Source organism: Vibrio sp. RE88 (genome assembly GCF_013113835.1).
Taxonomy (GTDB): Bacteria; Pseudomonadota; Gammaproteobacteria; order Enterobacterales; family Vibrionaceae; genus Vibrio.
On the sequence record NZ_VTYQ01000007.1, the window covers coordinates 1 to 26,318 of the forward strand.

The window sequence follows — 26,318 nt, forward strand, 5'->3', positions numbered from 1 at the left end:
AGGATAAAAATACCCTGGAGGGGTTCCCGAGTGGCCAAAGGGATCAGACTGTAAATCTGCTGGCACTGCCTTCGATGGTTCGAATCCGTCCCCCTCCACCATATCAGCGAAAAGCCAGCTCATTGAGCTGGCTTTTTTCGTTTCTGCTTTCCAGTTACGCATAAAAAATGCCCCGCACAAGCGAGGCAATGAAGAAAACACTATAGGGGGTGTGTTTACTCTTCAATCAAAAGAATGCGTGTCTCGTAAGGACGTAGAGTTTGAGTTTGAGCTACGGATTCAGGCAAAGCGTAGTTGCCTAACACATACTTAGCATTTTCGACCTTGAAGGACTCTGGCAGTGCACATTGCGCTTCCACGCCATAATAGTTGTTGAGACAAATCAGCGTCTGTTTGGCGCTCTTACGTTGATAGCCAAAGATCTGGTCGTGATTCGGGTACAGATCCTGATAGTCCCCTGTCGTGATCACTTCAATCTCTTTGCGCAATTGAATTAACTTCTGATAGAAGTAAAAAACCGAGTCACTGTCATCAACGGCTTTAGCTGCGTTCACCTGAGGATAATTTTCTGCCACCGCCAGCCAAGGTTGAGCCTGAGAGAAGCCAGCATACTGCTCCTCATTCCATTGCATTGGCGTGCGTGAGTTATCACGGGACTTCTGAGCCAGAATATCGATCATCTCTTCGTTGCTGACACCTTGCTGGTTGACCATGATGTCATACATATTGGTGCTTTCCACATCACGGTATTGCTCTATCGACGTATAGCCGGGGTTGGTCATCCCGATCTCTTCCCCTTGATAAATGTATGGTGTGCCTTGCATCATATGGACAGAGGCTCCCAACATTTTGGCGGACTCCACTCGATAGTTTTTGTCATCGCCTAAGCGGCTAACGACACGTGGCTGATCATGATTACACCAGAATAGTGCCCCCCAACCTTTGCCGTTCAATCCTGTTTGCCAATGATTAAAGATCTGCTTTAGTTGTGAGAAATCAAAAGGCGCTTTGGTCCACTTCTCGCCATTTGGGTAGTCCACTTTGAGATGGTGGAAGTTAAATACCATCGACAGTTCTTGGTTATCCAGAGAGGAATACTGCTGGCAATGCTCCAATGTGGTAGACGACATTTCACCAACCGTAACGCTGCCATATTTCTGGAACACAGCTTCGCTGATTTCCTGTAAGTATTCATGCACACGAGGGCCATCTGTGTAAAAGCGGCGACCGTCACCAATCTCATCATTCGGGAAATCTTGCTGCTTGGAAATCAGGTTAATCACATCAAGACGGAAGCCATCCACTCCTTTCTCAGCCCAGAAGCTGATGACCTTTTTCACTTCCTCACGAACTGTCGGGTTCTCCCAATTGAGATCCGCCTGCTCTTTGGCAAAGAGGTGCAGAAAATACTGGCCTGTTTGCTCATCCATTTCCCAGGCGCTTCCGCCAAACTTGGACTGCCAGTTGTTTGGAACGTCACCTGCAACCGAATCTTTCCAAATGTAGTAATCACGGTATGGGCTGCTTTTATCCCCCAGCGCAGATTGGAACCAAGCGTGTTCGGTAGAAGTATGGTTAACGACAATGTCCATGATGATGCGAATACCACGCTGGTGCGCTTCACTAAGTAGACATTCAAAGTCTTCCATGCTGCCAAACTGAGGGTTGATAGCGTAGTAGTCTGAGATGTCATAACCATTATCAATCATTGGAGACTGATAGACTGGTGTTAGCCAAATAGCATCAATACCGAGCAATTTTAAGTAATCGAGCTTATAAATGATGCCCTTGATATCTCCTGTTCCCTTGCTGCCGCTGTCACAGAAGCTCTTCGGGTAAATCTGATATATCGAAGCCGTTTTCCACCAGTTCACATCATTTGTGATTATTGTCATTGCTAAACTCACTTACCAAAAAATAAAAAATCGAAAAAATAGCAGGAGCGATCGCCGAATTGCGATCGCTCCTTTTTGTTTGCATTTAAGCGCTTGCAGGCTCTAGCTCGCCTTTCATTTGTGCACGTTTGTAGAAGAACAAGGTCAATACTGCTGGCAGTGCAATCGCCACCAGCATGGCAATCGCGTAGATGCCCCAGAATTGTGGTTGGATAGACAGAATGCCCGGCAGGCCGCCCACACCGATACCATTGGCCATCACACCGGCACTACCACAGATCGCTGCCGCAACAGCACTACCGATCATCGCACTCAGCATTGGGAACTTGTATTTAAGGTTAATGCCGTACATCGCTGGCTCGGTAACACCTAGATAAGCCGAGATAGCCGCAGGCACTGAGATATCGCGTTCACCATGTTTTTTACTGATGATGATAATGCCGACAACCGCTGACGCCTGAGCAATGTTAGACAGTGCAATCAATGGCCAGATTGGTGTGCCACCTAGGTCTTGCATCAACTGTAGATCGACAGCGTTGGTTGTATGGTGAATACCGGTAATCACCAAAGGTGCATACAGGAAGCCAAACACCATTGAGCCAATCACAGCGAAATCACCCGTCATTGCAGCTTTCGCGGCAAATGCCACACCATCACCCAATACGCGACCGAACGGGCCAATCAGAGAGTGCGCCAATACAACAGAGACGATGATAGAAACGAAAGGAACAACAACCAGATATAGGTAAGAAGGAACAATGCGCTTAAGGTTCGTTTCGATAAACGCTAACGCGATACCCGCTAACATGGCTGGAATAACCTGAGCCTGATAGCCCACCTTCTCGATAGCAAATAAGCCGAAGTCCCACACTTCTGGCACTTGCTTACCAATCAGATACGCATTCATCAGTTGAGGGGAGACTAAAGTGACACCAAGTGTAATGCCGAGAATCGGTGTACCACCGAGTTTCTTCACTGTTGACCAACACACGCCAACAGGCAAGAAGAAGAAAATGGCTTCACCAATTAACCATAGGAAGCTGTGAACGGTCGCCCAAAACTGGCTGATTTCCGTCAATGATTGTCCATCAAACATCTTGATGTCGCCAATCACGTTGCGGAAGCCCAATATCAGACCACCTGTAATGATCGCTGGCAACAGTGGTACAAAGATTTCAGCAAGATGGGAGATACCACGTTCCAAAATGTTCATATTCTGACGTGCAGCCTGTTTGGATTCATCTTTCGACGCTTCAGACTTACCCGACAATTCAATCAGGACTTTATATACTTCATCAACTTCAGTGCCGACAACGACTTGAAATTGCCCCGCATTGGTGAAGCAGCCTTTCACGAGCGGCAGTGCTTCCAATGCTTTGGTATCGGCTTTATCCGTGTCATTCAACACGAAGCGAAGGCGTGTCAGACAGTGGCTGACACTGGCGATGTTATCGCGGCCGCCAACCAGTTCTATCAGACGCTCAACCTCTTGTTTCGCAATCTTACTCATATCCTTGTCCACCCTAAATTGGTTTCTCGTTCAGATCAGAACTCTCTGATCAAAAGGTTAGTTATAATTAATTTGGGAACATTCCCATTTGTATTTATTATATTGTCAAATCCATCGAAATAGATAAATGGGAACAATCCCATTAATTGAATGAGATCACAGTATAATTTTAAACCATTGAGAAAAGAGAGGCTTAACTCAGGATTGGTTCCTGAGTGAGGTGCACCAGCTCAGACTCTCCATTAAGCTGAGAAATCAATAGCTTGGCAGCTCTTTCTCCAGCCTGAGCATAACCCGGGTCAATGCTGAATACTCTCGGAAACAGAAAAGACAGCAGCTCATTACCACCAACCCCCGTGACCATCACGTCTTCCCTATCCAACTCCTGAAGACGCTTAATCACACCAAGTGCCAAAGTATCACTAGCGCACACAATTGCCTGTGTGGTTGGATTCAACACTTTATCCACCAGCTGATAAGCACTTTCGTGGTGAAGGTGGCCAGTTTGATAGTTAGGGGATAATCGATGCTCTGAACACCAATCTAAATAAGCATTGAGACGAATCTGCCCAGTGGTTCGGTCTGAAGGATCAACACCAATAAAAGCAATCTCACTCACCGATTGGCGCTGAAGGTGTTCCAATGCACAACGAATGACACCTGTATTGTCGTAGTTGATCGATGAGGTTGCGTCGGTATCCATAGCAATCACCAGTGAACGATGTTGCCAACTAGAGAGACGTTCAATGTCAAAATCACTAAAACCAAACACAATCACGCCATCAACATTACGCTTGCGCAGGACGTCGAGATGTTCATTGGTCATCTTGCGGTCGAATTGGCTTTCCATGATCACCGCGTCATAGCCATTACTGTAGAGAACTTGCAGCATGCTGCTAACGGCTTTATTTTCCGATGGCGAGTCAAGACGCGAAATGATAACCCCAACCACTTTCTGACTGCCGCCACGCATCGCTTGCGCCGACTTAGAAGGCACATAGCCAGACTCTTCAATCACACGCTCAACTTTGGCACGAGTTTCCGGTTTAACTTTGGGATCATTGGTCAATACACGGGAAACCGTAGATTTACCAACGCCAGAAAGTTTCGCGATATCAAGAATGGTCAGTTTTTTATTCATAATGCTGTGGGTTCGCTCAATTGACAAAGCAGAGTGTACAGAAGATTAACGCTATTGGGTTTTACAGTTTTTGTAAACGACTCTGCCTAATTCTAACCGCGCATCATCACCTTTGGAGTGTAACGTCACCGGATTAAGAATCGGCTTTGTTCCATTATCTAAGATGTATTTTGCACCAGAACCAGATGGGACCTGAGTGAGGCGGTAGTCATGTTTAGGCAAACGTAAAAGCGCCGCTTGTTCCTCAATCAGATAGGCGACCTCAAACTGCTTGTTTGATTCACACTGGTAGGTCACGAATTGATGCGTGTCATCTGCTTCGCGTTCAATCGCTGAGTGGCTGCAACCAAATAGTGTCGTTCCAGCCAGAAACGCTAACAAGGCATTCATTTTCATCCACACTCTCCAATAGAAAAAAGGCCGCCTCAAGCGACCTCTTTTCTCGATAATTTACTTCGCTAAGTAGGCAGGGACTTCTTTGATACTGTCCAGTACAACAGAGGCTATCGCCTCACCCTTTTCCGTAACAGGCTTGCCTGTACGTACTAAAATACGCGTACCCACTTCAGCGGCTTCTGCGGCCATCATATCCTCAGCCTTGTCGCCGACCATAACAGAATTCGCCATATCGATTTTGAGAAAGTCACGAGCAGAAATGAACATGCCAGGCTTAGGTTTGCGGCAATTGCAATCTTCTTTGTATTTACCCTGACCATGTTCTCCATGGTGTGGACAATAGTAGAAGCCATCAAATTCAACGCCATGATCAACAAAGTTCCAATCCATCCACTGCGTTAGTGAAAGGAAACGATCTTCACTGAATTTACCACGAGCAATCCCTGACTGGTTGGTCACCAATACAAGCATATAGCCCATCTCTTTGAGCTTTTTCGTCGCTTCAAACACGCCATCAATAAATTCAAAGTCGTGCTCGTCATGAACATATCCGTGGTCGACGTTGATTACGCCATCACGATCCAAAAAGACTGCTGGTTTCGCCAAAATTTGCTTCTCTGTCTACTATTTATTACCAGAATTATTACACGCTTTATTTCTTTCATCACTATCTAATTACTAATCTGTTTGATTGAAATGAACGTTTAGACGTCTAGCCGTAAAAATATCTATTGACACAATTAATGCAAAACCATAGCATCCTCTACTAAATGAGAGGTAGTTCAAAATTATCTACTTTTTCCCAAAGCAGTCTGATAGCGGATTTCTCGATGATAGAAATTAATCAAGTAAACAAGGTATTTCTTCAAGGAAGCAAAGAGATACATGCCCTGAAGGACATCAACCTTCATATCCCTCAGGGGACGATATTCGGTGTAATTGGCTCATCAGGAGCAGGGAAAAGTACGCTTATTCGATGTGTCAATATGCTGGAAGCCCCAACGTCGGGCTCGATCATTGTTGACGGTATTGATCTTACTAAGCAGTCCAAATCTGAACTGAGTGAAACGCGCCGTAACATCGGCATGATCTTCCAGCATTTTAACCTACTATCTTCGCGTACTGTGTTCGATAATGTTGCTCTACCGCTAGAGCTCGCAGGAAAAGATAAGACTCAAATCGATGAGAAAGTCACCGAACTGCTCAAACTGGTAGGCCTTTCTGATAAGCATGAAAGCTACCCTTCTAACCTGAGTGGTGGTCAAAAGCAGCGTGTAGCTATCGCACGTGCTCTGGCTTCTGATCCAAAAGTATTGCTGTGTGACGAGGCAACCAGTGCATTGGACCCTGCGACCACGCAGTCTATTCTCGAACTGCTCAAAGAGATCAACCGTAAACTGAATATCACTATGCTGCTCATCACCCACGAAATGGACGTGGTAAAGAGTATCTGTCATGAAGTGGCAATCATTGGCGGCGGAGAACTGGTCGAGAAAGGCACGGTAGGTGAAATATTTGCTCATCCAAAAACAGAACTGGCACATGAGTTCATCCGTTCTACGCTTGATCTATCCATTCCGGATGATTACCAAGCACGCCTGAAAGAGACCCGCGTTGAAGGTAGCTACCCATTAGTTCGACTTGAGTTTACTGGTGCAACTGTAGACGCGCCACTCGTCAGCCAGATCGCTCGTAAATTCAATATTGATGTCAGCATTCTAAGCTCTGACCTTGATTACGCTGGTGGTGTTAAATTCGGCATGATGGTCGCTGAGCTGTTTGGTAACGAGCAAGATGACAACGCGGCAATCGAATTCCTCCGTGAACACAATGTAAAAGTAGAGGTACTGGGTTATGTCCTTTAACACAATTTCTGAGTGGCTGAGCCTTAACAGTAACCTTTTAATCGGTGCGACTTGGGAAACCATCTACATGGTCGCAGTGGCAGGTATTGTTGGCTTTGCCGTTGGTATTCCACTGGGCGTTATTCTTCATACAACGAAGAAAGGTGGCCTACTTGAGAACACCAAACTTAATAGCATTCTAGGCGCTGTCGTCAACGTTGGCCGCTCAGTGCCATTCCTAGTATTAATGGTTGCCATCATTCCAGTCACTAAAATTCTGGTCGGCACTTTTATTGGTACTACGGCAGCTATCGTGCCGTTGACTATCGGCGCTATCCCATTTGTTGCTCGCCTTATTGAAGGTGCCTTGTTGGAAGTACCAACAGGCTTAGTGGAAGCGGCACAATCGATGGGCGCCACTCCGATGCAAATCATCAACAAAGTACTGCTTCCTGAAGCAATGCCAACGATAGTCAACTCGGTCACCATCACATTGGTCACTTTAGTCAGCTATTCAGCCATGGCTGGAACAGTTGGAGGCGGCGGCTTAGGTGATGTCGCCATTCGTTACGGCTTCCATCGCTACGATGTAGTTATCATGGCAGTAACCGTGGTGATGCTCATCGTTTTGGTACAAATCATTCAGTCTATCGGCGATGCCATTGTGCGCCGCGTCGATCACAGATAATAAATTTACAGAGTTAGAATAAGGAGAAAGTCATGAAATTTGGATTAAAAGGTCTACTCGCCATCGCAGCAGTTGCTTCTGCACTTGTCCTATCAGGATGTGGTGAAAAGCAAGCAGATACCAGCAAGATTAAAGTTGGTGTTATGGCGGGAGCTGAAGCTCAGGTAGCAGAAGTCGCAGCTAAAGTTGCAAAAGAAAAATACGGTCTGGATGTAGAGCTAGTGACTTTCACAGATTACGTAACGCCAAACGCAGCTCTGGATGATGGTTCTATCGACATCAACGCCTTCCAGCACAAACCATACCTAGATCAGCAAGTGACTGACCGTGGTTACAAGCTAACGATTGCAGGCAATACGTTTGTTTACCCTATCGCTGGTTACTCTAAGCAAGTGAAATCAGTTGATGAAATTCAAGATGGTGCACGTATCGCAGTGCCAAACGATCCAACCAACTTAGGTCGTTCTCTACTGCTTCTTGAACAACAAGGCCTGCTAAAACTACGCGACGGCGTTGGCCTACTGGCAACTGTGCGTGATATCGCAGAGAACCCAAAAAACATCACCATTGTTGAGCTAGATGCCGCTCAGCTTCCTCGTTCTCTTGACGATGTAGCTCTGTCTATCATCAACACGACTTACGCAAGCTCAATTGACCTGACACCACAAAAAGATGGCGTATTTGTTGAAGACAAAGAGTCTCCATACGTAAACCTGATTGTTGCGCGTGAAGACAACGTCAAAGCTGAAAACGTACAAAACTTTGTTAAGTCTTACCAGACAGACGAAGTATACACAGCCGCTTCAGACATCTTTAAAGGTGGCGTAGTTAAAGGTTGGTAATCACTTACTCGCCGAATAAAACAAGGGCTGACGTTACTGCGTCAGCCCTTTTTCTTTCAGCTTTTTGATTATTGTTCAAAGGAACTTCTCAATCAGCACTTCATCTATGTACTGACCTTGCACATAAGCGTGCTTCTTTGCCGTCCCTATCACTTCAAACCCGTGATTAAGATACGCCGCTAACGCCGTTGGATTATCTTCTCTAACGTAAGCAAACAGCTTTTCGTATCCCTTATTTCTTGCCGCTGCAAACGTCTCAGCAAATAGACGGCTGGCGATCTTCATCCCTCGAAACTGCTCATCCACATAGGTCCCTATAATTCCAACATGGGCAAAGGCCTGAGTATAAGACGCAAACGGCTCTACATTCTGAAACCCTAGCACCTGTTGATTCTCTGATACGGCAACATTAAAGACACCTCGCTCAGGAAACTGGCGTATAAAGTCCTGCTCTTCGGCAAGTGAAAACGGGGTATCAATCACGGTAAATTTGCCTTGCTCAATGATTGGATTTAATACACCACGAACACTATCAGCATCCTCGATTTTGACTTCTCTAATTGTTACTTCCATTGGCTCTCTCATCACCCTTATCCACTAGAAATCGTAAGTTGTACAATGTTAGGTCTACTCACAATACCAAAAACAAAAAACCGGAGCACTGGGCTCCGGTTTTGTCGTTCGATAATACGTTATGGTGTGTAGTAAGTTGCTGCGCCAGGACCAACTGGCAAGCCAAATACGAATACCCATAGATAGAACAGTAGACTCCAACCCACGATAAAGCAGATTGAGTAAGGCAACATGGTCGCAATCAGCGTACCAATACCAAGGTTCTTCATATAGCGCGATGCAACGGCCAGAATCAAACCAAAGTAGCTCATCATTGGTGTAATGATGTTGGTCGTTGAGTCACCGATACGGTATGCCGCTTGAATCGTTTCAGGCGCGTAACCGACTAGCATCAGCATAGGTACGAAGATTGGTGCAGTCACAGCCCATTGTGCAGAAGCTGAACCTATCATCAGGTTGATGAAGCCACACATCAGAATGAAGGCGAAGAACAACATAGGACCTGTCAAACCAATGCTCTGTAGGAAGTCTGCACCTGCTACCGCGAACACCTGACCAAAGTTAGTCCACTTGAAGAACGCAACAAACTGAGCCGCAAAGAACACCAGTACAATGTACATTCCCATTGAAGACATTGACTTAGACATCGCGTCAATCACGTCGCGATCGTTCTTCATTGTGCCAACTACCTTACCGTACACAAGGCCAGGGATAGCAAAGAAGACAAAGATGAAAGCAACGATACTCTTAAGGAATGGCGAACCTGCAACCGTGCCTGCGTCTGAACGAAGGATTCCGTCTGCTGGAACGATTGTCCAAGCAAGTAGAGCAGAAACCGCCAGTACCGCTAGGCCAGCCATTTTCAGACCTTTCTTCTCAACGTCGGTCAGCTTGCCCATTGAATCGTTAGACAAATCTTCTGACGCTTCTTCTTCGTTGTATTTACCTAATTTAGGCTCAACGATTTTCTCCGTTACGAAGGCACCCATACCTGCGATAAAGAAAGTAGAAACGAACATGAAGTACCAGTTAACTTCTGGGCCAACCGTGTAAGTTGGGTCGATCATTTGCGCTGCTGTTTCTGTAATACCAGAAAGCAGTGGATCAACTGTACCAATCAGTAAGTTTGCTGAATAGCCGCCCGATACACCTGCAAATGCAGCTGCTAGACCCGCAAGAGGGTGACGACCTAAAGAGTGGAACAGCATAGCCGCTAGTGGGATAAGTACCACATAGCCTAGCTCAGATGCCGTATTAGAAATGATACCAGCAAACACTACTGTGACAGTTACCATGCTCTTCGAAGCACCCATCACCAAACCACGCATTGCTGCAGACAGTAGGCCTGAGTATTCAGCAACTGCGACACCTAGTAGTGCAACCAATACGGTGCCTAGTGGCGCAAAGCCGACAAAGTTTTTAACTAGGTTAGTAACAATCAACTCAAGACCGTCAGCATTTAACAAGCTGACAACCTGAATCATACCGTCAGCGGCACGACCAGGTGCGCCTTCCGGACGAGGGTCTGCCACCGCCACTTCAAAGTAACCAGCAATACCGGAAGCTACTAATATAGCAACACAGAAGATGGCGAAAAGTGTGATCGGGTGGGGTAACAGGTTCCCCAAATATTCGACTGCATCTAAAAAGCGCGTAAATATCGGCCTCTTAGGCGAGTTTTGTTTAATCGAAGCAGATGAACTCATCTGTTCCCTCCTTGTAGTTATTCCTGCGCGTCATTGTGACGAGGTGCCACAAAACTCGCGCAGGTTACTCGACAAAGAGGTCAATTAGAAATCGGAAATGTAATAAAGTGTTATCCAGATCATTATATTTAACGCTAAAAAAACAAAAAACCAGCAGTTTCATCCACATATATAACAATCATTAGAATTATAAATTACACAAATTCATCGAAATTTATAATATCTCCACTATTTTTGAACAGCCTTGAATCTGGGATTAGTTTTACATATTACATACAAACGCCCTCTTCTTTTCACAATCTGACAATCTGGGTGGCGGCTCTTGGCACTTTTAAGAGATTTTACGACTTTCACTTACTTATCTCCTTTCGAGAATTGGCCAAATCGACGCTTGAAGTTAGCGACTCGACCTTCCTGATGAATAACACGCTGTTTGCCTGTGTAGAAAGGATGTGACTTTGATGAAACTTCAATCGTGAAGTACGGATACGTCTTGCCATCTTTCCACTCGATCGTGCGTTGTGTTTGCAGCGTTGAGCCAATCAAGAAGTACTCATCAATACTTGTGTCATGAAAAACGACGGTTCTGTATTCAGGGTGAATATTAGGTTGCATAGTTACCTCACTATAAACTGTTATGTTATAACGTAATAAATGATAATCATTATCAAAAGGTTTTACTACCCTTTTTGTGATACTTTTTGCGAATCACTGTATTTGAGAGAAAACAAATGTATTCCGTAGAACCGATCGGTTTTATTGAAAGCCCTTATAAAGAGAAGTTTGCCGTGCCAAGGCAGCCGAGGTTAGTGCCCGAGGCAAGAGCAAGGCTGCGCTTAACGGGCGAAGCAAATTGTGCAGAAGCGATCAGAGGTATTGAGCAATTCAGCCATCTATGGCTGTTGTTTATGTTCGATCAGAATTTGCAGGCCGGATGGAAACCGACAGTACGCCCACCACGACTAGGCGGAAACGAACGCATTGGTGTGTTCGCATCACGCTCGACATTCAGACCAAACGGGATTGGCATGTCTGCGGTGGAACTCAAAGGCGTGTCACAATGTGGTGACCAGTTTTATATTGAGCTTGGAAGTGTTGACCTAGTTGATGGTACCCCTGTCATCGATGTCAAACCTTACATCGAATACTCAGATGCCATTACAGGCAGCAGTAGCGGTTATGCCGACGAAGCGCCGTCCAACTCAGATGTCGTCTTCACCGATAGCGCGTTAGCGGCACTCAGCCCCCTTCCTGACAGCCAACACGTTTCTTTGGTTATCGAACAAGTACTGGCTCAGGATCCTCGCCCTGCTTATAAGAAGAACAAACCCGACAATAAGGAATACGCGGTAAATTTGTTCGATCTGAACGTGAAATTTCGTGTTGAAGGCAACTTAGTGACGGTTACGACCATTGAACGCTTTTGACAAAGCCAATTGGCTGATATTATAGGCGGCTAACTAATTTCCCTTGATGGGATCTCTTTACTCCAGCTCGTTCTGGCTTGAGTATCTAACTTAAATAAACGGATAAATTTAATGCGTACCAGTAATTATCTTCTTTCTACTCTGAAGGAGACTCCAAACGACGCAGAAGTAGTGAGCCACCAGCTCATGCTACGTGCAGGTATGATCCGTAAGCTGGCTTCAGGTTTATACACCTGGCTACCTACTGGTCTACGTGTATTGCGTAAAGTCGAAAACATCGTTCGTCAGGAAATCGACAATGCAGGTGCAGTCGAAACTTTGATGCCCGTTGTTCAGCCGTTTGAACTATGGGAAGAGACAGGCCGCAGCGAAAAGATGGGTCCTGAGCTACTTCGCTTTACTGACCGTCATACTCGTCCGTTTGTTCTTAGCCCAACTGCTGAAGAAGTCATCACTAGCCTTGTGCGCAATGAAGTGAGCTCTTACAAGCAGTTGCCGCTAAACCTGTACCAGATCCAAACTAAATTCCGTGATGAACGCCGCCCACGTTTCGGCGTAATGCGTGCACGTGAATTCTGCATGATGGATGCGTACAGCTTTGATATCGATAAAGAAGGTCTGCAGAAATCTTACGATGCAATGCATGATGCTTACTGTAACGCGTTTGACCGCATGGGTCTTGAGTACCGTCCAGTACTGGCTGACTCTGGTGCAATCGGCGGTAGCGGTTCTCAAGAGTTCCACGTATTAGCAGAAAGCGGTGAAGATCTGATCGCATTCTCTACTGAATCGGATTACGCAGCGAACATCGAAAAAGCTGAAGCGCTAGCTCTGGCTGACGAAGCTGCCGCTCCAACTCAAGAGATGGAACTTGTTGATACACCAAACGCGAAAACCATCGCAGAGTTAGTCGAGCAACACGGTCTAGCAATTGAGAAAACCGTTAAGACTCTATTTGTTAAAGCGTCAGATGAAGTTGAAGCTGACCTAATCGCGCTTATCATCCGTGGCGACCACGAGCTGAACGAAGTAAAAGCAGAAAACCTTCCTCAAGTTGCAGCGCCTCTAGAGATGGCAACAGAAGAAGAGATCCGTGCCCTAATCGGTGCTGGCCCTGGCTCACTAGGCCCTGTTGGACTTAAACTGCCATTTATCGTTGATCGCTCTGTAGCAGTCATGAGTGACTTTGGCGCAGGCGCTAACGTTGACGGCAAACACTATTTCGGTATCAACTGGGGTCGAGATGTTGAGCTAGGCCAAGTTGAAGACTTGCGTAACGTAGTTGAAGGCGATCCAAGCCCTTGTGGTAAAGGTACTATCGCACTGAAACGTGGTATCGAAGTGGGTCACATCTTCCAGCTAGGTAACGTTTACTCTCAAGCGATGAACTGTGGCGTGCTTGGTCCTGATGGTAAGAACGTTATTTTGGAGATGGGCTGTTACGGTATCGGTGTATCCCGTGTTGTTGCTTCTGCGATTGAGCAAAACCATGACAAGTACGGCATCATCTGGCCAGACGCACTTGCGCCTTTCCAAGTGGCTATCGTGCCAATGAACATGCACAAGTCAGAAGAAGTGAAAGAGGCGGCTGAGAAGCTGTATGCTGAACTGACGGCGATGGGCATCGAAGTACTATTCGATGACCGTAAAGAGCGCCCGGGTGTTATGTTCTCTGATATGGAACTTATCGGTATCCCTCACACTATCGTGATCGGCGATCGTTCGATGAAAGAAGGCAACTTTGAGTACAAAAACCGCCGCACTGGTGACAAGACACCTGTTGCGATGGCTGACATCGTTGAACACATCAAAGCTCAACTGGCTTAAGTTGATTGACGCTTAAAAGCAGAAAGGCTGATGCAGTGCATCAGCCTTTTTTATTTGGAGTTTGCATCAAGCCCAATCCGTTGTCTCACTCCAACGGCTCAGTTGGCGCCTGACTTTCGACCTTTTTCGGAGCAAATGGTACATCAATGAGCTCATCGGCATTGCCATCTACAATCTCACCAAAATGTAAAATGCCAAACTCTCCCGGCTTCATTCGATGCCACTCTTCATTATCAGTTAGCGGCTGCGTCGCGATGACTGAAACCACATCATTAGGTGTCGTTTCTTCCTGAAAATTAATCTCGACGTCTTCATCAATCAAAGAAGCTTTACCAAATGGAGCACGACGAGTAATCCAGTAGAGATGGTTGGTACAATACGTCATAACGTATTCGCCATCTGACAACAGCATGTTGAACACCCCTTTACTTTTCAGGGTTTCACAACATTTCGCCACAAAGCGGAACACACCAATCATATCCTGAGGCGGTTCTGGGAATCGGTCTTCCATCTGCTTAAGCAACCAACAAAACGCCAATTCACTGTCTGTCTGACCCACAGGTCGATGACGCCCCGTATGCAGATCTTGATAATCAGACAGCTGACCATTGTGAGCAAAAGTCCAATAACGTCCCCACAATTCGCGGGTAAATGGATGAGTGTTCTCTAGATTGACGCCACCACGATTCGCCTGACGAATATGGCTGACTATTGCGCAGCTTTTGATCGGATAATTCTGAACCAACTCAGCAATTTTAGACTTGCAGCTTGGATTCGGGTCTTTAAACGTCCGAAAACCTTTACCTTCGTAGAAAGTGATCCCCCAGCCATCGCGATGAGGGCCGGTATTGCCGCCACGCTGCATCAAGCCAGTAAAACTGAAACAAATGTCTGTTGGTACATTGGCGCTCATTCCGAGCAATTCACACATGGTTTATAAAACTCCCTTGCACTACCTAAGTGCCAGCTTAAACAACACTGGCACTTGCTAAACCAGTTTGAAAATTACTTTTCCATTTCCTTTTCGATCAACTGAATCACAATGTGGATGATCTTAATATGGATCTCTTGAATACGGTCAGCGTAACCAAAATGAGGAACACGAATTTCGATATCCGCCAAGCCCGCCATTTTACCGCCATCTTTGCCGGTCAGAGCAATCGTCTTCATGCCTTTGGCCTGAGCGGCTTCAATCGCTTTAAGAATGTTGCCAGAGTTGCCCGATGTCGACAGACCAAACAAAACATCGCCTTTCGCACCAACTGCTTCTACGTAACGAGAGAACACATACTCGTAACCAAAGTCGTTACTTACACAAGATAGGTGGCTTGGATCTGAGATAGCGATACCTGGCAAACCCGGGCGATTTTCACGGTAACGACCTGTCAGCTCTTCAGCGAAGTGCATAGCGTCACAGTGTGAGCCGCCGTTACCACAAGAAAGCACCTTGCCACCCTGCTTAAATGAGTCAGCGAGCATCTTCGCCGCCGCTTCGATTTGCGCAATGTTACTTTCATCGCTAAGGAATTTATTCAGTACGTCAGCAGCTTCGGTAAGTTCGTTTTTAATCAGATCCTGGTACATAGGTTTTTCTCTAATTATTTTGTATTAAAAAGGCCGACGCTTATCGTCGCCAAGGTTATAGTCAGAGTTTACTCAAACAATTCTCACTGTCGATAGCTGCCCGCAAACAATTGCGTCTTTATTCCGTTTCTGCACCATCAAAAAGCGCTTGCCTCTTCATTTTTAGAACTTTCACTCTACCAAGATCACTTTTTGAACACATTTGGGTTTTACATTTCTTTAATATTTTGATTACACTTTAACTGGTATGACCTCTTACTAGATAACGGCGTAATCTGAATATCAAGCGCCGAACAAGGAACATTAACTATGGACATCTTGCTCTCTATACTTGGATTTGCTGCAGTTCTGGCGATCTGTCTCTACCATCGCACTTCGCTGGTGAAGTCGATTGCTGCTCTTACCGCCACTCTGGCAGTGCTTTCTATACTTGGCACCGCAGGCTCACTCAGCTGGATTCTTTTCATCGCAGCTACTGCGGTAATCGCGATTCCTTCCGTTCGCCAATCTCTGATCAGTCAAAAAGCGCTGACTTTGTTTAAAAAAGTCTTACCAGCGATGTCGCAAACGGAAAAAGAAGCCCTCGATGCTGGTACCGTTTGGTGGGAAGCCGAGCTTTTCAAAGGCAAGCCAGACTGGAACAAACTGCATGCTATTCAAAACCCTCAGCTCAGTGCCGAGGAACAGGCGTTTCTTGACGGTCCAGTAAACGAAGTTTGCGCTATGGTAAATGATTACCAAGTGACGCACGAACTGGCTGATTTACCCCCTGAAGTTTGGCAATACCTCAAAGACAACAAATTCTTCGCCATGATCATCAAAAAGAAATACGGCGGCTTAGAGTTTTCTGCGTATGCCCAATCCTTGGTACTACAGAAATTGACCGGCGTATCTGGTGTTCTTTCTTCCACCGTTGGTGTGCCTAACTCTTTAGGCCCGGGTGAACTACTTCAACATTACGGTACGACAGATCAAAAAGATTACTACCTACCACGCCTTGCAGAAGGTAAAGAAATCCCTTGTTTCGCCCTAACCAGCCCTGAGGCTGGTTCTGATGCGGGTTCCATTCCTGACTTCGGCGTGGTGTGTAAAGGCAAGTGGGAAGGCAAAGAAGTCCTAGGTATGCGCTTAACTTGGAACAAGCGTTACATTACTTTAGCGCCCGTTGCTACGGTTCTGGGCCTTGCTTTTAAACTGCGTGACCCTGAAGGCTTACTTGGTGAACAGGAAGAGCTGGGCATCACCTGTGCTCTGATTCCTACCCACCTTAAAGGTGTTGAGATTGGTAATCGCCATTTCCCACTGAACGTTCCTTTCCAAAACGGACCAACTCGTGGTGAAGACTTGTTTGTTCCACTCGACTTCATCATCGGTGGCCCTAAGATGGCAGGCCAAGGCTGGCGTATGCTGGTTGAATGTCTATCGGTTGGTCGTGGTATCACACTGCCTTCTAACTCTACAGGTGGTATTAAAACGGCAGCACTTGCTACAGGAGCGTATGCTCGCATTCGTCGCCAGTTCAAACAGCCAATCGGCCAGATGGAAGGGGTGGAAGAGCCATTAGCACGTCTTGGTGGCAACGCCTACGTCATGGACGCAGCCAGTAACCTAACTGTCGCCGGTATTGATTTGGGCGAAAAACCTTCCGTTATCTCCGCGATTGTAAAATACCACTGTACCCACCGTGGTCAGCAGAGCATCATTGATGCCATGGACATTGTGGGCGGTAAAGGTATCTGTATGGGACCTTCCAACTTCCTAGCACGTGGCTACCAAGGTGCGCCTATTGCTGTAACCGTAGAAGGGGCAAACATCTTAACTCGCTCAATGATCATTTATGGTCAAGGTGCTATCCGTTGCCATCCCTACGTGCTTGAAGAAATGAATGCGGCTTATTCAGACGCTTCTGATGCACTAGATAAGTTTGACGCAGCACTTGCAGGTCACGTCAGCTTCACAATGAGTAACCTGGTACGCAGCTTCTGGCTAGGTCTCACTGATGGTCGTTTCTCATCAGCACCAGTCAAAGACACCACTACTCGCTACTACCAGCAGCTTAACCGCTACAGTGCGAACATTGCATTCCTGTCAGATATTTCAATGGCTGTATTAGGTGGTTCGCTGAAACGTAAAGAGCGTTTATCAGCACGTCTGGGCGATATTCTCAGCCAGCTTTACCTCAGCTCAGCAACACTCAAACGTTATGAGAGCGATGGCCGTATCGCCGACGATCTTCCACTGGTTCACTGGGGACTACAAGATAGCCTGAAGCAGACAGAAGAAGCGATTGATGAATTCCTTGCTAACTTCCCGAACAAATGGCTAGGCAAGGTGCTACGCGTGATGATCTTACCATTTGGCCGAGTGCGTAATGCGCCAAGCGATAAGGTTGATAGCCAAGTTGCTCAGATTCTTCAAACACCGTCAGCCACACGTGACCGACTGGGCCGCAATCAATACTTCCAGGCAAGCGAGTTCAATGCAGCAGGTAAAATTGAAGAGGCGCTGCACATCATTCTTGAAGCAGAGCCAGTATTTAAGAAAGTCTGTAAAGCCATCAACGAACGACGTCCATTCCTACGTCTGGACTTAATCGCAGACATCGGTCTAGAAAAAGGCATTATCGATTCTGCTGATGCACAACTGCTACGTAAAGCAGAAGAGCATCGCCTGTATGCGATTAACGTGGATGATTTTGACCCAAAGGACTTGGCTGCCAAGCCGCTAGAGATAAAACCTCAAATGGATGAAGTGGCGTAAAATTCACACTCACTAAAAAGGGCTGCCAAGTAGGCAGCCCTTTTTATTTGGGTAACATCTTATTTTACCTAAGGTTTATCTTATTTCTTTGGCATTTCCAATTGCATTTCCGGCATCATTTCTTTCTTGGCTCTTAGCTTACGCATCACAAACCAAACCGCTAAGCCAAGAATAATCATCACGACATTTCCGACACCAATCATAATGAAGGTTCGAGTGCGTTTTTCTTCTCGCATTTGAATCAAGCGCATTTCTTCCATCAACTTCTGTTGCATCATGCGCTCTTCTTCCTGCAGTCGACGCGTCTCAGCAAAGTCGATTTCTTCAAGCACACTGTAAGTGTGTTCTTTGATTGGAAACGCCAGTGGGCGTCCTGAACCCATTTCAGTCGCAAACACTTGTCCCATCCAAGAATAATTGCCGATTTCACCGTTATAAGGGATGGTCAGCACCACTTTTTCTGATTCCTCAGAAGCGCTTTCTGCTGCAGAAATTTCACGGTTATCCGGCGCCTTATGCTCAATCTGCGCGGCCAAAGTGCCCGGTTGAATCATGCCCTGCTCTCCAGAGAAGACCACTTGATGATCTTTTCCTTCTTCTCGGCTTTGGATAAAGGTGGTTTCAATCGGTGTTGGATAAATCAGCACTTCCTGCTCTTGGGCACGAAGGAATACCCCATTACCGGATGTAATACGAACGCGATATTTACCCGGCTCAGGAGAAATGTTCAGAGAAACGGTAAATACGCCATCCCCTGCCACTTCGTCCAAGCCACGACCATCGTCAGCGAATTCACCAATCGTGTAGGGAATAGGCTTCGCTTCTTTGATCAGCGCCTCTTCGTTTTCCACATACTTGGTAAACGTGACCATCAGTTTGACTCGCTCAAGGAAGTCTCTGAGCACCAAAGGTTTGCCATCTGACGTCAGGCGAGCGGTAAATTTAATTTGCTCATTCTGAAATAGCCGCGCTGGCACAGTATCCGTCGACAATTCAAGGTGGGAGATAAGAATGATTTTATTCTTAGGTGTAACTTTACCTATTGCCTGCCAAGGGCCGGGCATAGGATTGTCAATCGAGATAATGTCCATGGACGATTCTTGATACCAGCGGACATTATCCGGACTGCGCCACGCGTAGTACTTTTTACCATCTGGGCGCACCAAAACGACCGGGCGTGAGCGCTCCGCACGATAGATAACAAAGGTAATTTGCTTGATGGTTGGGTCGACTCGAAAACGGTTGTCGAGCAGCGACATTGAGGATTCCTCAGCATAACCAAAGGTACTGACTAACAAGCCCAGCAGGGCAAACCAAATCCTCAACATTCCTTCTCCTACTGACGCCAGAGACAGCTTCCGCTCTTCTCCACCAGATCCAATCGATTTTGATGTGCTTCTAGTTCATCGGCCGTTGCACGGATAACCTTTAGCGATTTTCGCCCACCAGCAGCCCGTTTTATTGAGTCACCTCCCACATTGCCTTCTGCACTGCCCGGGTTAAATTGCAGTGATGTCTGGCCACCTGTCATTAACAGGTAAACGTCAGCCAGTATCTCCGCATCGAGCAAAGCGCCGTGGAGGGTACGGTGAGAGTTATCTATACCGTAGCGATCACACAAGACGTCAAGGTTGTTTCGTTTGCCGGGGAAGATTTTCTTCGCCATGGCAAGCGTATCGGTCACCTTACAGTAATCGTCGGTTTTACCAATCGTAGGATCGAGCATACCAAACTCGTAATCCATAAAGCCGGTATCGAAGGGCGCGTTGTGGGCGACTAATTCAGCGCCTTTAATAAACTCGAGAAATTCCTTATGGACATCCTGATACTCAGGTTTGTCGACCAGAAACTCGTCAGTGATACCGTGAACTTCGACCGCATCAGGCTGAATTTCACGATCGGGTTTGATGTAAACGTGAAAATGACGTCCGGTCAGTTTACGGTTGATGATTTCCACCGCACCGATTTCGATAATACGGTGCCCCTGATAATGAGGGCCGCCTTCACGGTTCATACCTGTGGTTTCGGTATCGAGTACCACGATGCGATTGTGGTTGGAATTGTTGCTGGTATTCATAACAAATTGTGTGTCAGACTATGCCAATAATGTGCTTAACCCAATAGTATCAAATCATGACGAAACAAGTGGAAATTTTCACAGATGGTTCTTGCTTAGGCAATCCGGGGCCCGGCGGATACGGCATTGTTTTACGCTACAAACAAGTAGAAAAGACCCTTGCTAAAGGTTATACCCTAACCACGAACAATCGCATGGAAATGATGGCTACTATAGTAGCACTGCAAGCATTAAAAGAGCCTTGTGACGTCATACTCACCACTGACAGCCAGTACGTTCGCCAAGGCATTACTCAATGGATCCATAACTGGAAAAAGCGGGACTGGAAAACGTCCGATAAGAAACCGGTTAAGAACGCCGATTTATGGAAAGCGCTCGATGCGGAAACCGGACGCCACAAAATAGACTGGCGCTGGGTCAAAGGCCACGCAGGCCACCGAGAAAATGAAATGTGTGATGAACTCGCCCGGGCTGCCGCTGAAAATCCAACTGACGAAGACACAGGTTATCAGCCTAGTTAGAGCTACTTCGCTTGCTCGAAATTTTGTAATTGACGCCAATCGGCGTCAATTTTCGTTTTAGCTTCCAATGTGGCTTGATAGGTTTTAGTGGGTAGGTACGTTTGCGCGCAACAATAAAGTACAGGCTACCCATAGGAGACGCCCAATCCCCTAAACCGTTTTCCAGCCAAGTCCAGATTGTGCGGTATTTCTGCATTGGAAACAGAGCATAACTGTCGCACTCAATCACCTGATAGTTCAAGACACTCAACCAATCGCGGATACGATTCGGGGTAAACATACGCCCACTCCAAGGCAAGTTATTCTTGCGCCACGGCATCAGGCTAGCCAAACCAGTGAGGCTGATAGGATTAAACCCAGTGATGATCAAATAGCCATCGTCGATCATCACCCGATCGACTTCTCTCAACATTCGGTGAGGGTCATTGCAATAATCCAGCTGGTGCGCCATCACAACAGCATCGAAACTTTTTTCAAGAAACGGTAGGTCATAACCATCTGCAATCACATTGTGCAGAGGGTTCTGGATATCGAGGTTAACTTGGTGTTGAATATTACAATTAAAGCTGGTTAACTCGCAGCTCAGCCCACCCAACTTAAGCATATGATAGCCAAATAATTTTGGGCACCATTCATCAACACGAGTTTGTATTGATTCACTGACCCATTGGCCATTCTTAAGCTGAGACCATGAATGAGGCTTTTCGAGCTTCTTAGTACTGCGTGCTGGCTTCATACTTAACCTGCTTCACTCTTGGTAACCGGAGAGACAACTATGTTAGATATCAAAAGCATACCTGCATTTAACGACAATTACATCTGGCTGATTAAAAATAGCGATCAGCGTTGTGCTGTCGTCGATCCGGGAGACGCGGCCCCAGTGTTGGAGTACCTCAAACAGCACGAGTTAAGCTTAGAGGCGATCTTAATTACCCACCACCATAATGATCACATCGGTGGCGTTCCTGAGTTAGTCAGACAATTTCCAGATGTCGACGTGGTAGGCCCAGCCAATGAACCCGTGCCAACATTGACCCACGCCGTTGAGGCCGGCGACCAAATCGAACTGTTTGGCGAGATCTTTTTCGTTTTGGGCCTAGAAGGACATACACGAGGGCATATTGGTTATGTTGGCGATGGAAAGCTGTTCTGCGGCGATGTTCTGTTCTCCGCCGGATGCGGGCGCGTATTCGAAGGCACAATGGAACAAATGCATACGTCGCTCAATAAACTGGTTGCCCTACCCGAAGAGACCGAAGTTTACTGTGCACATGAATACACGGCCAGCAATGTCGCTTTTGCCCTTGCGGTAGAACCAGACAACGAACTACTGCAGCAATACCGTGACGAAGTGAATCGCCTGCGAGCGCAAAACAAACCGACTCTGCCGACCACCATTCGCAAGGAAAAATGGATTAACCCTTTTCTGCGCACAGACCAGCAAAGCGTCATGCGTTCCGTGGCTAACCGGACCCAACAAACGGACTCACTCGCCATTTTTTCGGCGTTACGTGAGTGGAAGAACGAATTTTAACGTTTTGCAACTTGTCACTTCCATATTTAGACAAGTATTATCAGCAGCCAAATAAAAAAAGGGCTGTGAAATGCGAGTTAAACACAGCTGGGTATTAGCACTGCTACTAACAGGATGTCAGCTTACCCAGCAGACAGAGAGCGATAAAACTGCTTCTCCGGAGACCAATAATCCACCAACGGTAAGTTCTTCAAAACCGACCACCAAACCTTCAGAGTCGGTAGAGTCATCTAAAACTGTTGTAACACCTCAATCTCAGGAAGATGTTTGGCATCGCATTGCCATGCAATTGGATTTCCCGATTCCCGATGAAAAAATGGTGGATTACTACCGTACCTGGTATCTCAAACACCCCAACCACCTTAAAACCGTTTCCGAACGTGCCCAGCCGTTTCTTTACCTGATCACGGAAAAAATTGAGCAACGTGACCTGCCACTAGAGCTTGCTCTTCTGCCTATTGTTGAAAGCTCCTTTGACGCCTTTGCATACTCTCACGGCAGCGCTGCTGGCCTGTGGCAGTTTGTTCCCGGTACAGGAAAATATTACGGTTTAAAGCAAAATTTCTGGTATGACGGGCGTCGCGATGTCGCGGCCTCCACAGATGCGGCTCTTGATTATTTAGAAGTATTAAATAAGCGTTTTGAAGGAAACTGGAATCACGCAATAGCGGCATACAACAGCGGTGGTGGCCGTGTGTCCAGCGCCATTCGCAAGAATAAGCGTTTAGGCAAACCAACCGATTTCTTCTCGCTGGACCTGCCTAAGGAAACCAGTGGATATGTGCCGAAACTACTCGCATTGGCAGATATCATCGCAAACCAAGACAAATACGGCATCGATATACCTGCCGTTGCCAACCGACCAGTCGTGGAACTGGTTGATCCTAAGGAACAACTGGATTTAGCGATTGCCGCAAACTACGCAGGCATTAGCGTCAAGCAGCTACAGAGCCTCAACCCCGCATACAACCAGTGGGCAACTGCCCCTGATGGCCCACACCAACTGTTGCTGCCAGTTGGAAAAATCAACACGTTTAAGGCCAAAGTGGCTGAAAACCGTGGCAAAGGCATGAAAGTGGTTCGTTATAAGGTCAAATCCGGTGATAGCTTGAGTGTATTAGCCACCCGATACAACACCACAACGAAAGTCATTCAGAGTGCTAACAACCTTAACGGATACAACATCCGTGTCGGCCAGCATTTGATGATCCCGACATCAACCAAGGATAATCAGGCCTACACACTGAGTGCAACCAACCGACTGGCAAAAACTCAGGCCAAATCACGTGGCCAGTATAAGCTCACTCACACTGTACGCTCTGGTGATAGCTTATGGAGCATCGCGCGTGCCAATAAGGTCTCCCATCAGTCTCTCGCAAAATGGAATGGCATGGGACCAAGAGACACGTTACGTGTTGGACAAAAGCTGGTTATCTGGAAAAACAGTTCAGATGGCGCCATCATCCGTACCGTTTTCTATAGCGTAAAATCTGGCGATACCATCAGCGGCATCGCCAACAAATTTAAAGTGAAATCTAATGACATCGTGAAGTGGAACGGACTAAGCAAAAAGAAATACCTACAGCCTGGTCAAAAGCTGAAACTCTATGTCGATGTAACTAAGGTGAGTGTATGACGCCTTCTTCAAACCCTCTCGTGATGCTGGTTGACGTATTTCGTTCACCCAGCGCTTGTTTCCTCGCACTTTACCAACGTGGTGCTTGGGGCTGGCAAACCTATATCGTGTTGATGTTGTCCCCATTTCTCTTTTGGGGCGCCTACTTTGATATTGTCGATTTTGAGTGGCTGCGACAGGGCTTGTCTGCTCAACTCGCACAAACCAATCCGAAACAATTGGAGCTGCTTGATGCGAACACTCTGATGGCCAGTGAGATCATCAGCGACGTAGCAGGCCGAACATTAACTATTATGATGTTGGCGTTTTGGTTCAATTTAGCCACCAAACCCAGCCAGCACCAACATGGCTTCTGGCGCTGGTTTGCTGCAAGCACTGTCGTCGTATTTCCAGCGATCATTGGCGATCTGGCGAGTTACGTCAGCCTGCTTCTCAAGCATGGTCAGGTAATGGTGTATGCAGCGGACCTCAATAGCCTCAATGGCCTGTTGAAGCTGCCGCTGACCAATGAGTGGTCACAATTTGCCAGTTCATTCCCGCTGCTCTTACCTTGGTATATCGCTTTAGGCTACGCTGCTGTCGGAACTTGGACTGAGTTCGAACGTGGTCAAGCGTTGGCAATTTCAGCGCTGCCATGGGTGGCGTATTACATTATCTGGGCGCTATATATCGTTATCAGCTAAGCGAAACGTGACTTCAAGAGGATTATGGTCAGAGGCGTCGGATTCCGGCGCCTCTGCTTTTATCAGGGTTAATCCACGATAAAAAACATGATCGAGCGGCAATCCGGTTATAAATTGAGTACGATGATCAGGGCGATAGCTCACCTCTTTCACTCCAAGCTCGTCCAGTGCGCTTCTCATTACCGCCATCCTATCTGCACTCCAACTATTAAAATCACCGGCGATGATAATCGGCCCTTGATGCTTGCTCAGCTCATCAACCAGTGTACCAAGCTGCCTCTGATACTCCTCCGTACCATAGGTAAAGTTCACCGCATGGATATTGATAACCGACAGCACCTGACCATCAGATAAAGGGTACGTGGCGTAAATGGCCGATTTAGGTAAACGCAACCAAGGTTCCAGCTCAGTGTAAGCACAAGCGAGCTTCGGAAGAGACTTAGATAAATTCAGCACCCCTGCACTGCGTTCAAACGCTTTAAACGCATCCACTTGATTACCAAACCAAAGCTGCTGTTTCATCCACTCCTTGAGCTCGGGCGTCATACTGGCTTCTTGGAGCAAAACCAACTGTTTGTCGTCAGAATACTTGGTTAGCTCTTGCGACCAATTATCGCGATTTTGCTTATATATATTCCAAACGAGCAGATTTATGTCGCCATTATTGTCAATGGACTCCACCTGAGAGGCATGCGCACAACGCAGCGACACATCTTCCCCTGACTGGGAAATAGTCGAAAGTTGAGGCTGCTTAGGCAGAGAAAAAATCAGTTGGAAACCACCAACCACAGCAGCGATAGCAACAATAGGTAAGATCAGCAGGCGCTTTTTTTTCACTTGGAACGACCATTAAGAAAAAAGAGCCTTGCGGCTCTTTTAAGAAAATCGGATTAGATTGCGTCTTCGTCTTCTTCACCAGTACGAATACGGACAATACGCTCAATATCAGTGATAAAGATTTTGCCGTCACCAATCTTACCGGTTTGAGCCGTCTCAACAATGGTATCGACACATTGCTCTGCAACATCGTCCGTCACAACAATCTCAAGCTTCACCTTAGGTAAGAAATCCACCATGTACTCCGCGCCACGGTACAGTTCCGTGTGCCCCTTCTGACGACCAAAGCCTTTCACTTCAGAAACCGTCATGCCAGTAATACCCACTTCCGCCAATGCTTCACGAACGTCATCCAATTTAAATGGCTTAATTATGGCTTCGATTTTTTTCATGTTCATCCCTTAAACTTCAGCAATTTGTCTCATTATCCCATGATAAACAGGCAATAAAAAGCCCGAGCTTTTTATGCTCGGGCTAAATACTATTGCCTATGACTTACTTTAGACTCGCGTAGTACGCCGCTAAATTGGCCACATCCGCATCACTTAACGCCGCAGCTTGTGCCTGCATAACCGCGGCTAATCCACCGTTACGTTCTTTGTTTTTGTAGGCATTAATTGACGTAACAATGTACTGTTCGTTTTGGCCTTTCAGGTTAGGGTAACCTGGAATAACAGCGACACCATCTGCGCCGTGACACGCGGCACATACCGCCGCTTTTGCTTTTCCGGCTGCGACATCACCTGCCGCCATGGCTTGCCCAGCAAACAAACTCATTCCAACGACCAGTCCGATAGCGATTTTCTTCATTGCTCTTCCTTATAATTCCATTTTATT

The 26,318-nt window shown here is 46.7% G+C and carries 27 protein-coding genes and 1 tRNA gene; 11 read left to right on the plus strand and 17 right to left on the minus strand.

Translation table 11 applies throughout. The annotated features are described in order from the left end of the window. Positions 1-16: 16 nt before the first annotated feature. Positions 17-101 (plus strand) — tRNA-Tyr (locus F0265_RS16635). Positions 102-215: 114 nt separating this feature from the next. On the opposite strand, the gene treC is transcribed toward F0265_RS16635, so the two are convergent. The 5 genes from treC to gmhB form a co-directional block, all read right to left on the minus strand. Next, positions 216-1,895 carry an alpha,alpha-phosphotrehalase gene (gene treC, locus F0265_RS16640; RefSeq protein ID WP_171749756.1) on the minus strand — a complete coding sequence of 560 codons (1,680 nt, stop codon included), beginning with the start codon at positions 1,893-1,895 and terminating at the stop codon, positions 216-218. 85 nt (positions 1,896-1,980) lie between these two features. Further along, positions 1,981-3,405: a PTS trehalose transporter subunit IIBC gene (gene treB, locus F0265_RS16645; RefSeq protein WP_171749757.1), complete on the minus strand. Its 1,425-nt coding sequence runs from the start codon at positions 3,403-3,405 to the stop codon at positions 1,981-1,983. Positions 3,406-3,598: 193 nt separating this feature from the next. Then, positions 3,599-4,546, minus strand: coding sequence for a trehalose operon repressor TreR (treR, locus tag F0265_RS16650; RefSeq protein ID WP_171749758.1), 948 nt, complete (start codon positions 4,544-4,546; stop codon positions 3,599-3,601). Positions 4,547-4,597: 51 nt separating this feature from the next. Then, positions 4,598-4,936, minus strand: coding sequence for an MliC family protein (locus tag F0265_RS16655; protein ID WP_171749931.1), 339 nt, complete (start codon positions 4,934-4,936; stop codon positions 4,598-4,600). A 60-nt stretch (positions 4,937-4,996) separates the two neighbouring features. Further along, complete coding sequence (gmhB, locus tag F0265_RS16660) at positions 4,997-5,548, minus strand: D-glycero-beta-D-manno-heptose 1,7-bisphosphate 7-phosphatase (RefSeq protein ID WP_171749759.1); 552 nt, start codon at positions 5,546-5,548, stop codon at positions 4,997-4,999. Positions 5,549-5,772: 224 nt separating this feature from the next. On the opposite strand from gmhB, the gene metN reads away from it, so the two are divergent. Genes metN through F0265_RS16675 form a run of 3 tightly spaced genes read left to right on the plus strand, consistent with a single transcriptional unit; the run spans position 5,773 to position 8,316 of the window. Continuing rightward, positions 5,773-6,807, plus strand: a complete 1,035-nt coding sequence (gene metN / locus F0265_RS16665) for a methionine ABC transporter ATP-binding protein MetN (RefSeq protein WP_171749760.1) — start codon at positions 5,773-5,775, stop codon at positions 6,805-6,807. After that, a complete protein-coding gene (locus F0265_RS16670) occupies positions 6,797-7,474 on the plus strand; it encodes a methionine ABC transporter permease (protein ID WP_006957863.1) in 678 nt (225 codons plus the stop codon). The genes metN and F0265_RS16670 overlap by 11 nt, the downstream gene beginning before the upstream one ends. Before the next feature lie 32 nt (positions 7,475-7,506). Then, a complete protein-coding gene (locus tag F0265_RS16675) occupies positions 7,507-8,316 on the plus strand; it encodes a MetQ/NlpA family lipoprotein (RefSeq protein WP_064487927.1) in 810 nt (269 codons plus the stop codon). Between the two features lie 75 nt (positions 8,317-8,391). On the opposite strand, the gene F0265_RS16680 is transcribed toward F0265_RS16675, so the two are convergent. From F0265_RS16680 to F0265_RS16695, 4 genes are all read right to left on the minus strand, one after another. Then, a complete protein-coding gene (locus F0265_RS16680) occupies positions 8,392-8,889 on the minus strand; it encodes a GNAT family N-acetyltransferase (RefSeq protein ID WP_171749761.1) in 498 nt (165 codons plus the stop codon). Positions 8,890-9,008: 119 nt separating this feature from the next. After that, positions 9,009-10,595 (minus strand): AbgT family transporter, encoded by a 1,587-nt coding sequence (locus tag F0265_RS16685; RefSeq protein WP_171749762.1) that lies wholly within the window; start codon positions 10,593-10,595, stop codon positions 9,009-9,011. A gap of 228 nt (positions 10,596-10,823) precedes the next feature. Beyond that, positions 10,824-10,949, minus strand: coding sequence for a type B 50S ribosomal protein L36 (ykgO, locus tag F0265_RS16690; RefSeq protein ID WP_005380299.1), 126 nt, complete (start codon positions 10,947-10,949; stop codon positions 10,824-10,826). Continuing rightward, positions 10,950-11,210 carry a type B 50S ribosomal protein L31 gene (locus tag F0265_RS16695; protein ID WP_006957871.1) on the minus strand — a complete coding sequence of 87 codons (261 nt, stop codon included), beginning with the start codon at positions 11,208-11,210 and terminating at the stop codon, positions 10,950-10,952. A gap of 116 nt (positions 11,211-11,326) precedes the next feature. Here F0265_RS16695 and tsaA point away from each other — a divergent pair, with 116 nt between their 5' ends. Beyond that, the gene (gene tsaA, locus F0265_RS16700) at positions 11,327-12,022 is read left to right on the plus strand and encodes a tRNA (N6-threonylcarbamoyladenosine(37)-N6)-methyltransferase TrmO (RefSeq protein ID WP_171749763.1); all 696 of its coding nucleotides are present in this window, start codon (positions 11,327-11,329) and stop codon (positions 12,020-12,022) included. Between the two features lie 111 nt (positions 12,023-12,133). After that, entirely contained in the window at positions 12,134-13,849 is a 1,716-nt protein-coding gene (locus F0265_RS16705; RefSeq protein ID WP_171749764.1) for a proline--tRNA ligase, read from the plus strand. Between the two features lie 85 nt (positions 13,850-13,934). Here F0265_RS16705 and F0265_RS16710 read toward each other — a convergent pair whose 3' ends face one another. Further along, a complete protein-coding gene (locus F0265_RS16710) occupies positions 13,935-14,780 on the minus strand; it encodes a class II glutamine amidotransferase (RefSeq protein WP_021456383.1) in 846 nt (281 codons plus the stop codon). A 74-nt stretch (positions 14,781-14,854) separates the two neighbouring features. Beyond that, complete coding sequence (gene lpcA / locus F0265_RS16715; RefSeq protein ID WP_006957880.1) at positions 14,855-15,433, minus strand: D-sedoheptulose 7-phosphate isomerase; 579 nt, start codon at positions 15,431-15,433, stop codon at positions 14,855-14,857. A 309-nt stretch (positions 15,434-15,742) separates the two neighbouring features. On the opposite strand from lpcA, the gene fadE reads away from it, so the two are divergent. Further along, on the plus strand, positions 15,743-18,193 hold the full coding sequence (gene fadE / locus F0265_RS16720; protein ID WP_171749765.1) for an acyl-CoA dehydrogenase FadE: 2,451 nt from the start codon (positions 15,743-15,745) through the stop codon (positions 18,191-18,193). A gap of 80 nt (positions 18,194-18,273) precedes the next feature. Here fadE and F0265_RS16725 read toward each other — a convergent pair whose 3' ends face one another. Together F0265_RS16725 and dnaQ are read right to left on the minus strand one after the other, a co-directional pair. Next, the gene (locus F0265_RS16725) at positions 18,274-19,521 is read right to left on the minus strand and encodes a TIGR03503 family protein (protein WP_171749766.1); all 1,248 of its coding nucleotides are present in this window, start codon (positions 19,519-19,521) and stop codon (positions 18,274-18,276) included. Between the two features lie 8 nt (positions 19,522-19,529). Further along, positions 19,530-20,270, minus strand: coding sequence for a DNA polymerase III subunit epsilon (dnaQ, locus tag F0265_RS16730; RefSeq protein ID WP_171749767.1), 741 nt, complete (start codon positions 20,268-20,270; stop codon positions 19,530-19,532). Positions 20,271-20,326: 56 nt separating this feature from the next. Between dnaQ and rnhA the strand changes: the two genes are divergently transcribed. Beyond that, positions 20,327-20,791: a ribonuclease HI gene (gene rnhA, locus F0265_RS16735; protein WP_006957886.1), complete on the plus strand. Its 465-nt coding sequence runs from the start codon at positions 20,327-20,329 to the stop codon at positions 20,789-20,791. Here the strand turns inward: rnhA and F0265_RS16740 are convergent. Continuing rightward, the gene (locus F0265_RS16740) at positions 20,784-21,527 is read right to left on the minus strand and encodes a class I SAM-dependent methyltransferase (RefSeq protein WP_171749768.1); all 744 of its coding nucleotides are present in this window, start codon (positions 21,525-21,527) and stop codon (positions 20,784-20,786) included. The two genes, rnhA and F0265_RS16740, sit on opposite strands and share 8 nt — an antisense overlap. Positions 21,528-21,566: 39 nt before the next feature. Here F0265_RS16740 and gloB point away from each other — a divergent pair, with 39 nt between their 5' ends. The 3 genes from gloB to F0265_RS16755 all read left to right on the plus strand — a co-directional run bounded on the left by gloB (position 21,567) and on the right by F0265_RS16755 (position 24,644). Then, the gene (gene gloB, locus F0265_RS16745; protein ID WP_038509964.1) at positions 21,567-22,325 is read left to right on the plus strand and encodes a hydroxyacylglutathione hydrolase; all 759 of its coding nucleotides are present in this window, start codon (positions 21,567-21,569) and stop codon (positions 22,323-22,325) included. A 70-nt stretch (positions 22,326-22,395) separates the two neighbouring features. Further along, the gene (locus F0265_RS16750) at positions 22,396-23,961 is read left to right on the plus strand and encodes a LysM peptidoglycan-binding domain-containing protein (protein ID WP_171749769.1); all 1,566 of its coding nucleotides are present in this window, start codon (positions 22,396-22,398) and stop codon (positions 23,959-23,961) included. Continuing rightward, on the plus strand, positions 23,958-24,644 hold the full coding sequence (locus F0265_RS16755) for a YIP1 family protein (protein ID WP_171749770.1): 687 nt from the start codon (positions 23,958-23,960) through the stop codon (positions 24,642-24,644). Before F0265_RS16750 ends, F0265_RS16755 begins: the two co-directional genes overlap by 4 nt. Here F0265_RS16755 and F0265_RS16760 read toward each other — a convergent pair. The 3 genes from F0265_RS16760 to F0265_RS16770 form a co-directional block, all read right to left on the minus strand. Beyond that, positions 24,624-25,481 (minus strand): endonuclease/exonuclease/phosphatase family protein, encoded by an 858-nt coding sequence (locus tag F0265_RS16760; RefSeq protein WP_171749771.1) that lies wholly within the window; start codon positions 25,479-25,481, stop codon positions 24,624-24,626. The genes F0265_RS16755 and F0265_RS16760 overlap by 21 nt on opposite strands. Positions 25,482-25,534: 53 nt before the next feature. Beyond that, complete coding sequence (gene glnB, locus F0265_RS16765; protein ID WP_006957894.1) at positions 25,535-25,873, minus strand: nitrogen regulatory protein P-II; 339 nt, start codon at positions 25,871-25,873, stop codon at positions 25,535-25,537. 103 nt (positions 25,874-25,976) lie between these two features. Continuing rightward, entirely contained in the window at positions 25,977-26,291 is a 315-nt protein-coding gene (locus F0265_RS16770; RefSeq protein WP_006957895.1) for a c-type cytochrome, read from the minus strand. Positions 26,292-26,318: the final 27 nt, after the last annotated feature.

What these genes read in the sequence shown, in the direction of transcription:
- treC (WP_171749756.1), bottom strand. Translation starts at nt 1,895, where the DNA reads ATGACAATAATCACAAATGATGTGAACTGGTGGAAAACGGCTTCGATA.
- treB (WP_171749757.1), bottom strand. Translation starts at nt 3,405, where the DNA reads ATGAGTAAGATTGCGAAACAAGAGGTTGAGCGTCTGATAGAACTGGTT.
- treR (WP_171749758.1), bottom strand. Translation starts at nt 4,546, where the DNA reads ATGAATAAAAAACTGACCATTCTTGATATCGCGAAACTTTCTGGCGTT.
- F0265_RS16655 (WP_171749931.1), bottom strand. Translation starts at nt 4,936, where the DNA reads ATGAATGCCTTGTTAGCGTTTCTGGCTGGAACGACACTATTTGGTTGC.
- metN (WP_171749760.1), top strand. Translation starts at nt 5,773, where the DNA reads ATGATAGAAATTAATCAAGTAAACAAGGTATTTCTTCAAGGAAGCAAA.
- F0265_RS16670 (WP_006957863.1), top strand. Translation starts at nt 6,797, where the DNA reads ATGTCCTTTAACACAATTTCTGAGTGGCTGAGCCTTAACAGTAACCTT.
- F0265_RS16675 (WP_064487927.1), top strand. Translation starts at nt 7,507, where the DNA reads ATGAAATTTGGATTAAAAGGTCTACTCGCCATCGCAGCAGTTGCTTCT.
- F0265_RS16680 (WP_171749761.1), bottom strand. Translation starts at nt 8,889, where the DNA reads ATGGAAGTAACAATTAGAGAAGTCAAAATCGAGGATGCTGATAGTGTT.
- F0265_RS16685 (WP_171749762.1), bottom strand. Translation starts at nt 10,595, where the DNA reads ATGAGTTCATCTGCTTCGATTAAACAAAACTCGCCTAAGAGGCCGATA.
- F0265_RS16695 (WP_006957871.1), bottom strand. Translation starts at nt 11,210, where the DNA reads ATGCAACCTAATATTCACCCTGAATACAGAACCGTCGTTTTTCATGAC.
- tsaA (WP_171749763.1), top strand. Translation starts at nt 11,327, where the DNA reads ATGTATTCCGTAGAACCGATCGGTTTTATTGAAAGCCCTTATAAAGAG.
- F0265_RS16705 (WP_171749764.1), top strand. Translation starts at nt 12,134, where the DNA reads ATGCGTACCAGTAATTATCTTCTTTCTACTCTGAAGGAGACTCCAAAC.
- F0265_RS16710 (WP_021456383.1), bottom strand. Translation starts at nt 14,780, where the DNA reads ATGTGTGAATTGCTCGGAATGAGCGCCAATGTACCAACAGACATTTGT.
- lpcA (WP_006957880.1), bottom strand. Translation starts at nt 15,433, where the DNA reads ATGTACCAGGATCTGATTAAAAACGAACTTACCGAAGCTGCTGACGTA.
- fadE (WP_171749765.1), top strand. Translation starts at nt 15,743, where the DNA reads ATGGACATCTTGCTCTCTATACTTGGATTTGCTGCAGTTCTGGCGATC.
- F0265_RS16725 (WP_171749766.1), bottom strand. Translation starts at nt 19,521, where the DNA reads ATGTTGAGGATTTGGTTTGCCCTGCTGGGCTTGTTAGTCAGTACCTTT.
- dnaQ (WP_171749767.1), bottom strand. Translation starts at nt 20,270, where the DNA reads ATGAATACCAGCAACAATTCCAACCACAATCGCATCGTGGTACTCGAT.
- rnhA (WP_006957886.1), top strand. Translation starts at nt 20,327, where the DNA reads ATGACGAAACAAGTGGAAATTTTCACAGATGGTTCTTGCTTAGGCAAT.
- F0265_RS16740 (WP_171749768.1), bottom strand. Translation starts at nt 21,527, where the DNA reads ATGAAGCCAGCACGCAGTACTAAGAAGCTCGAAAAGCCTCATTCATGG.
- gloB (WP_038509964.1), top strand. Translation starts at nt 21,567, where the DNA reads ATGTTAGATATCAAAAGCATACCTGCATTTAACGACAATTACATCTGG.
- F0265_RS16750 (WP_171749769.1), top strand. Translation starts at nt 22,396, where the DNA reads ATGCGAGTTAAACACAGCTGGGTATTAGCACTGCTACTAACAGGATGT.
- F0265_RS16755 (WP_171749770.1), top strand. Translation starts at nt 23,958, where the DNA reads ATGACGCCTTCTTCAAACCCTCTCGTGATGCTGGTTGACGTATTTCGT.
- glnB (WP_006957894.1), bottom strand. Translation starts at nt 25,873, where the DNA reads ATGAAAAAAATCGAAGCCATAATTAAGCCATTTAAATTGGATGACGTT.
- F0265_RS16770 (WP_006957895.1), bottom strand. Translation starts at nt 26,291, where the DNA reads ATGAAGAAAATCGCTATCGGACTGGTCGTTGGAATGAGTTTGTTTGCT.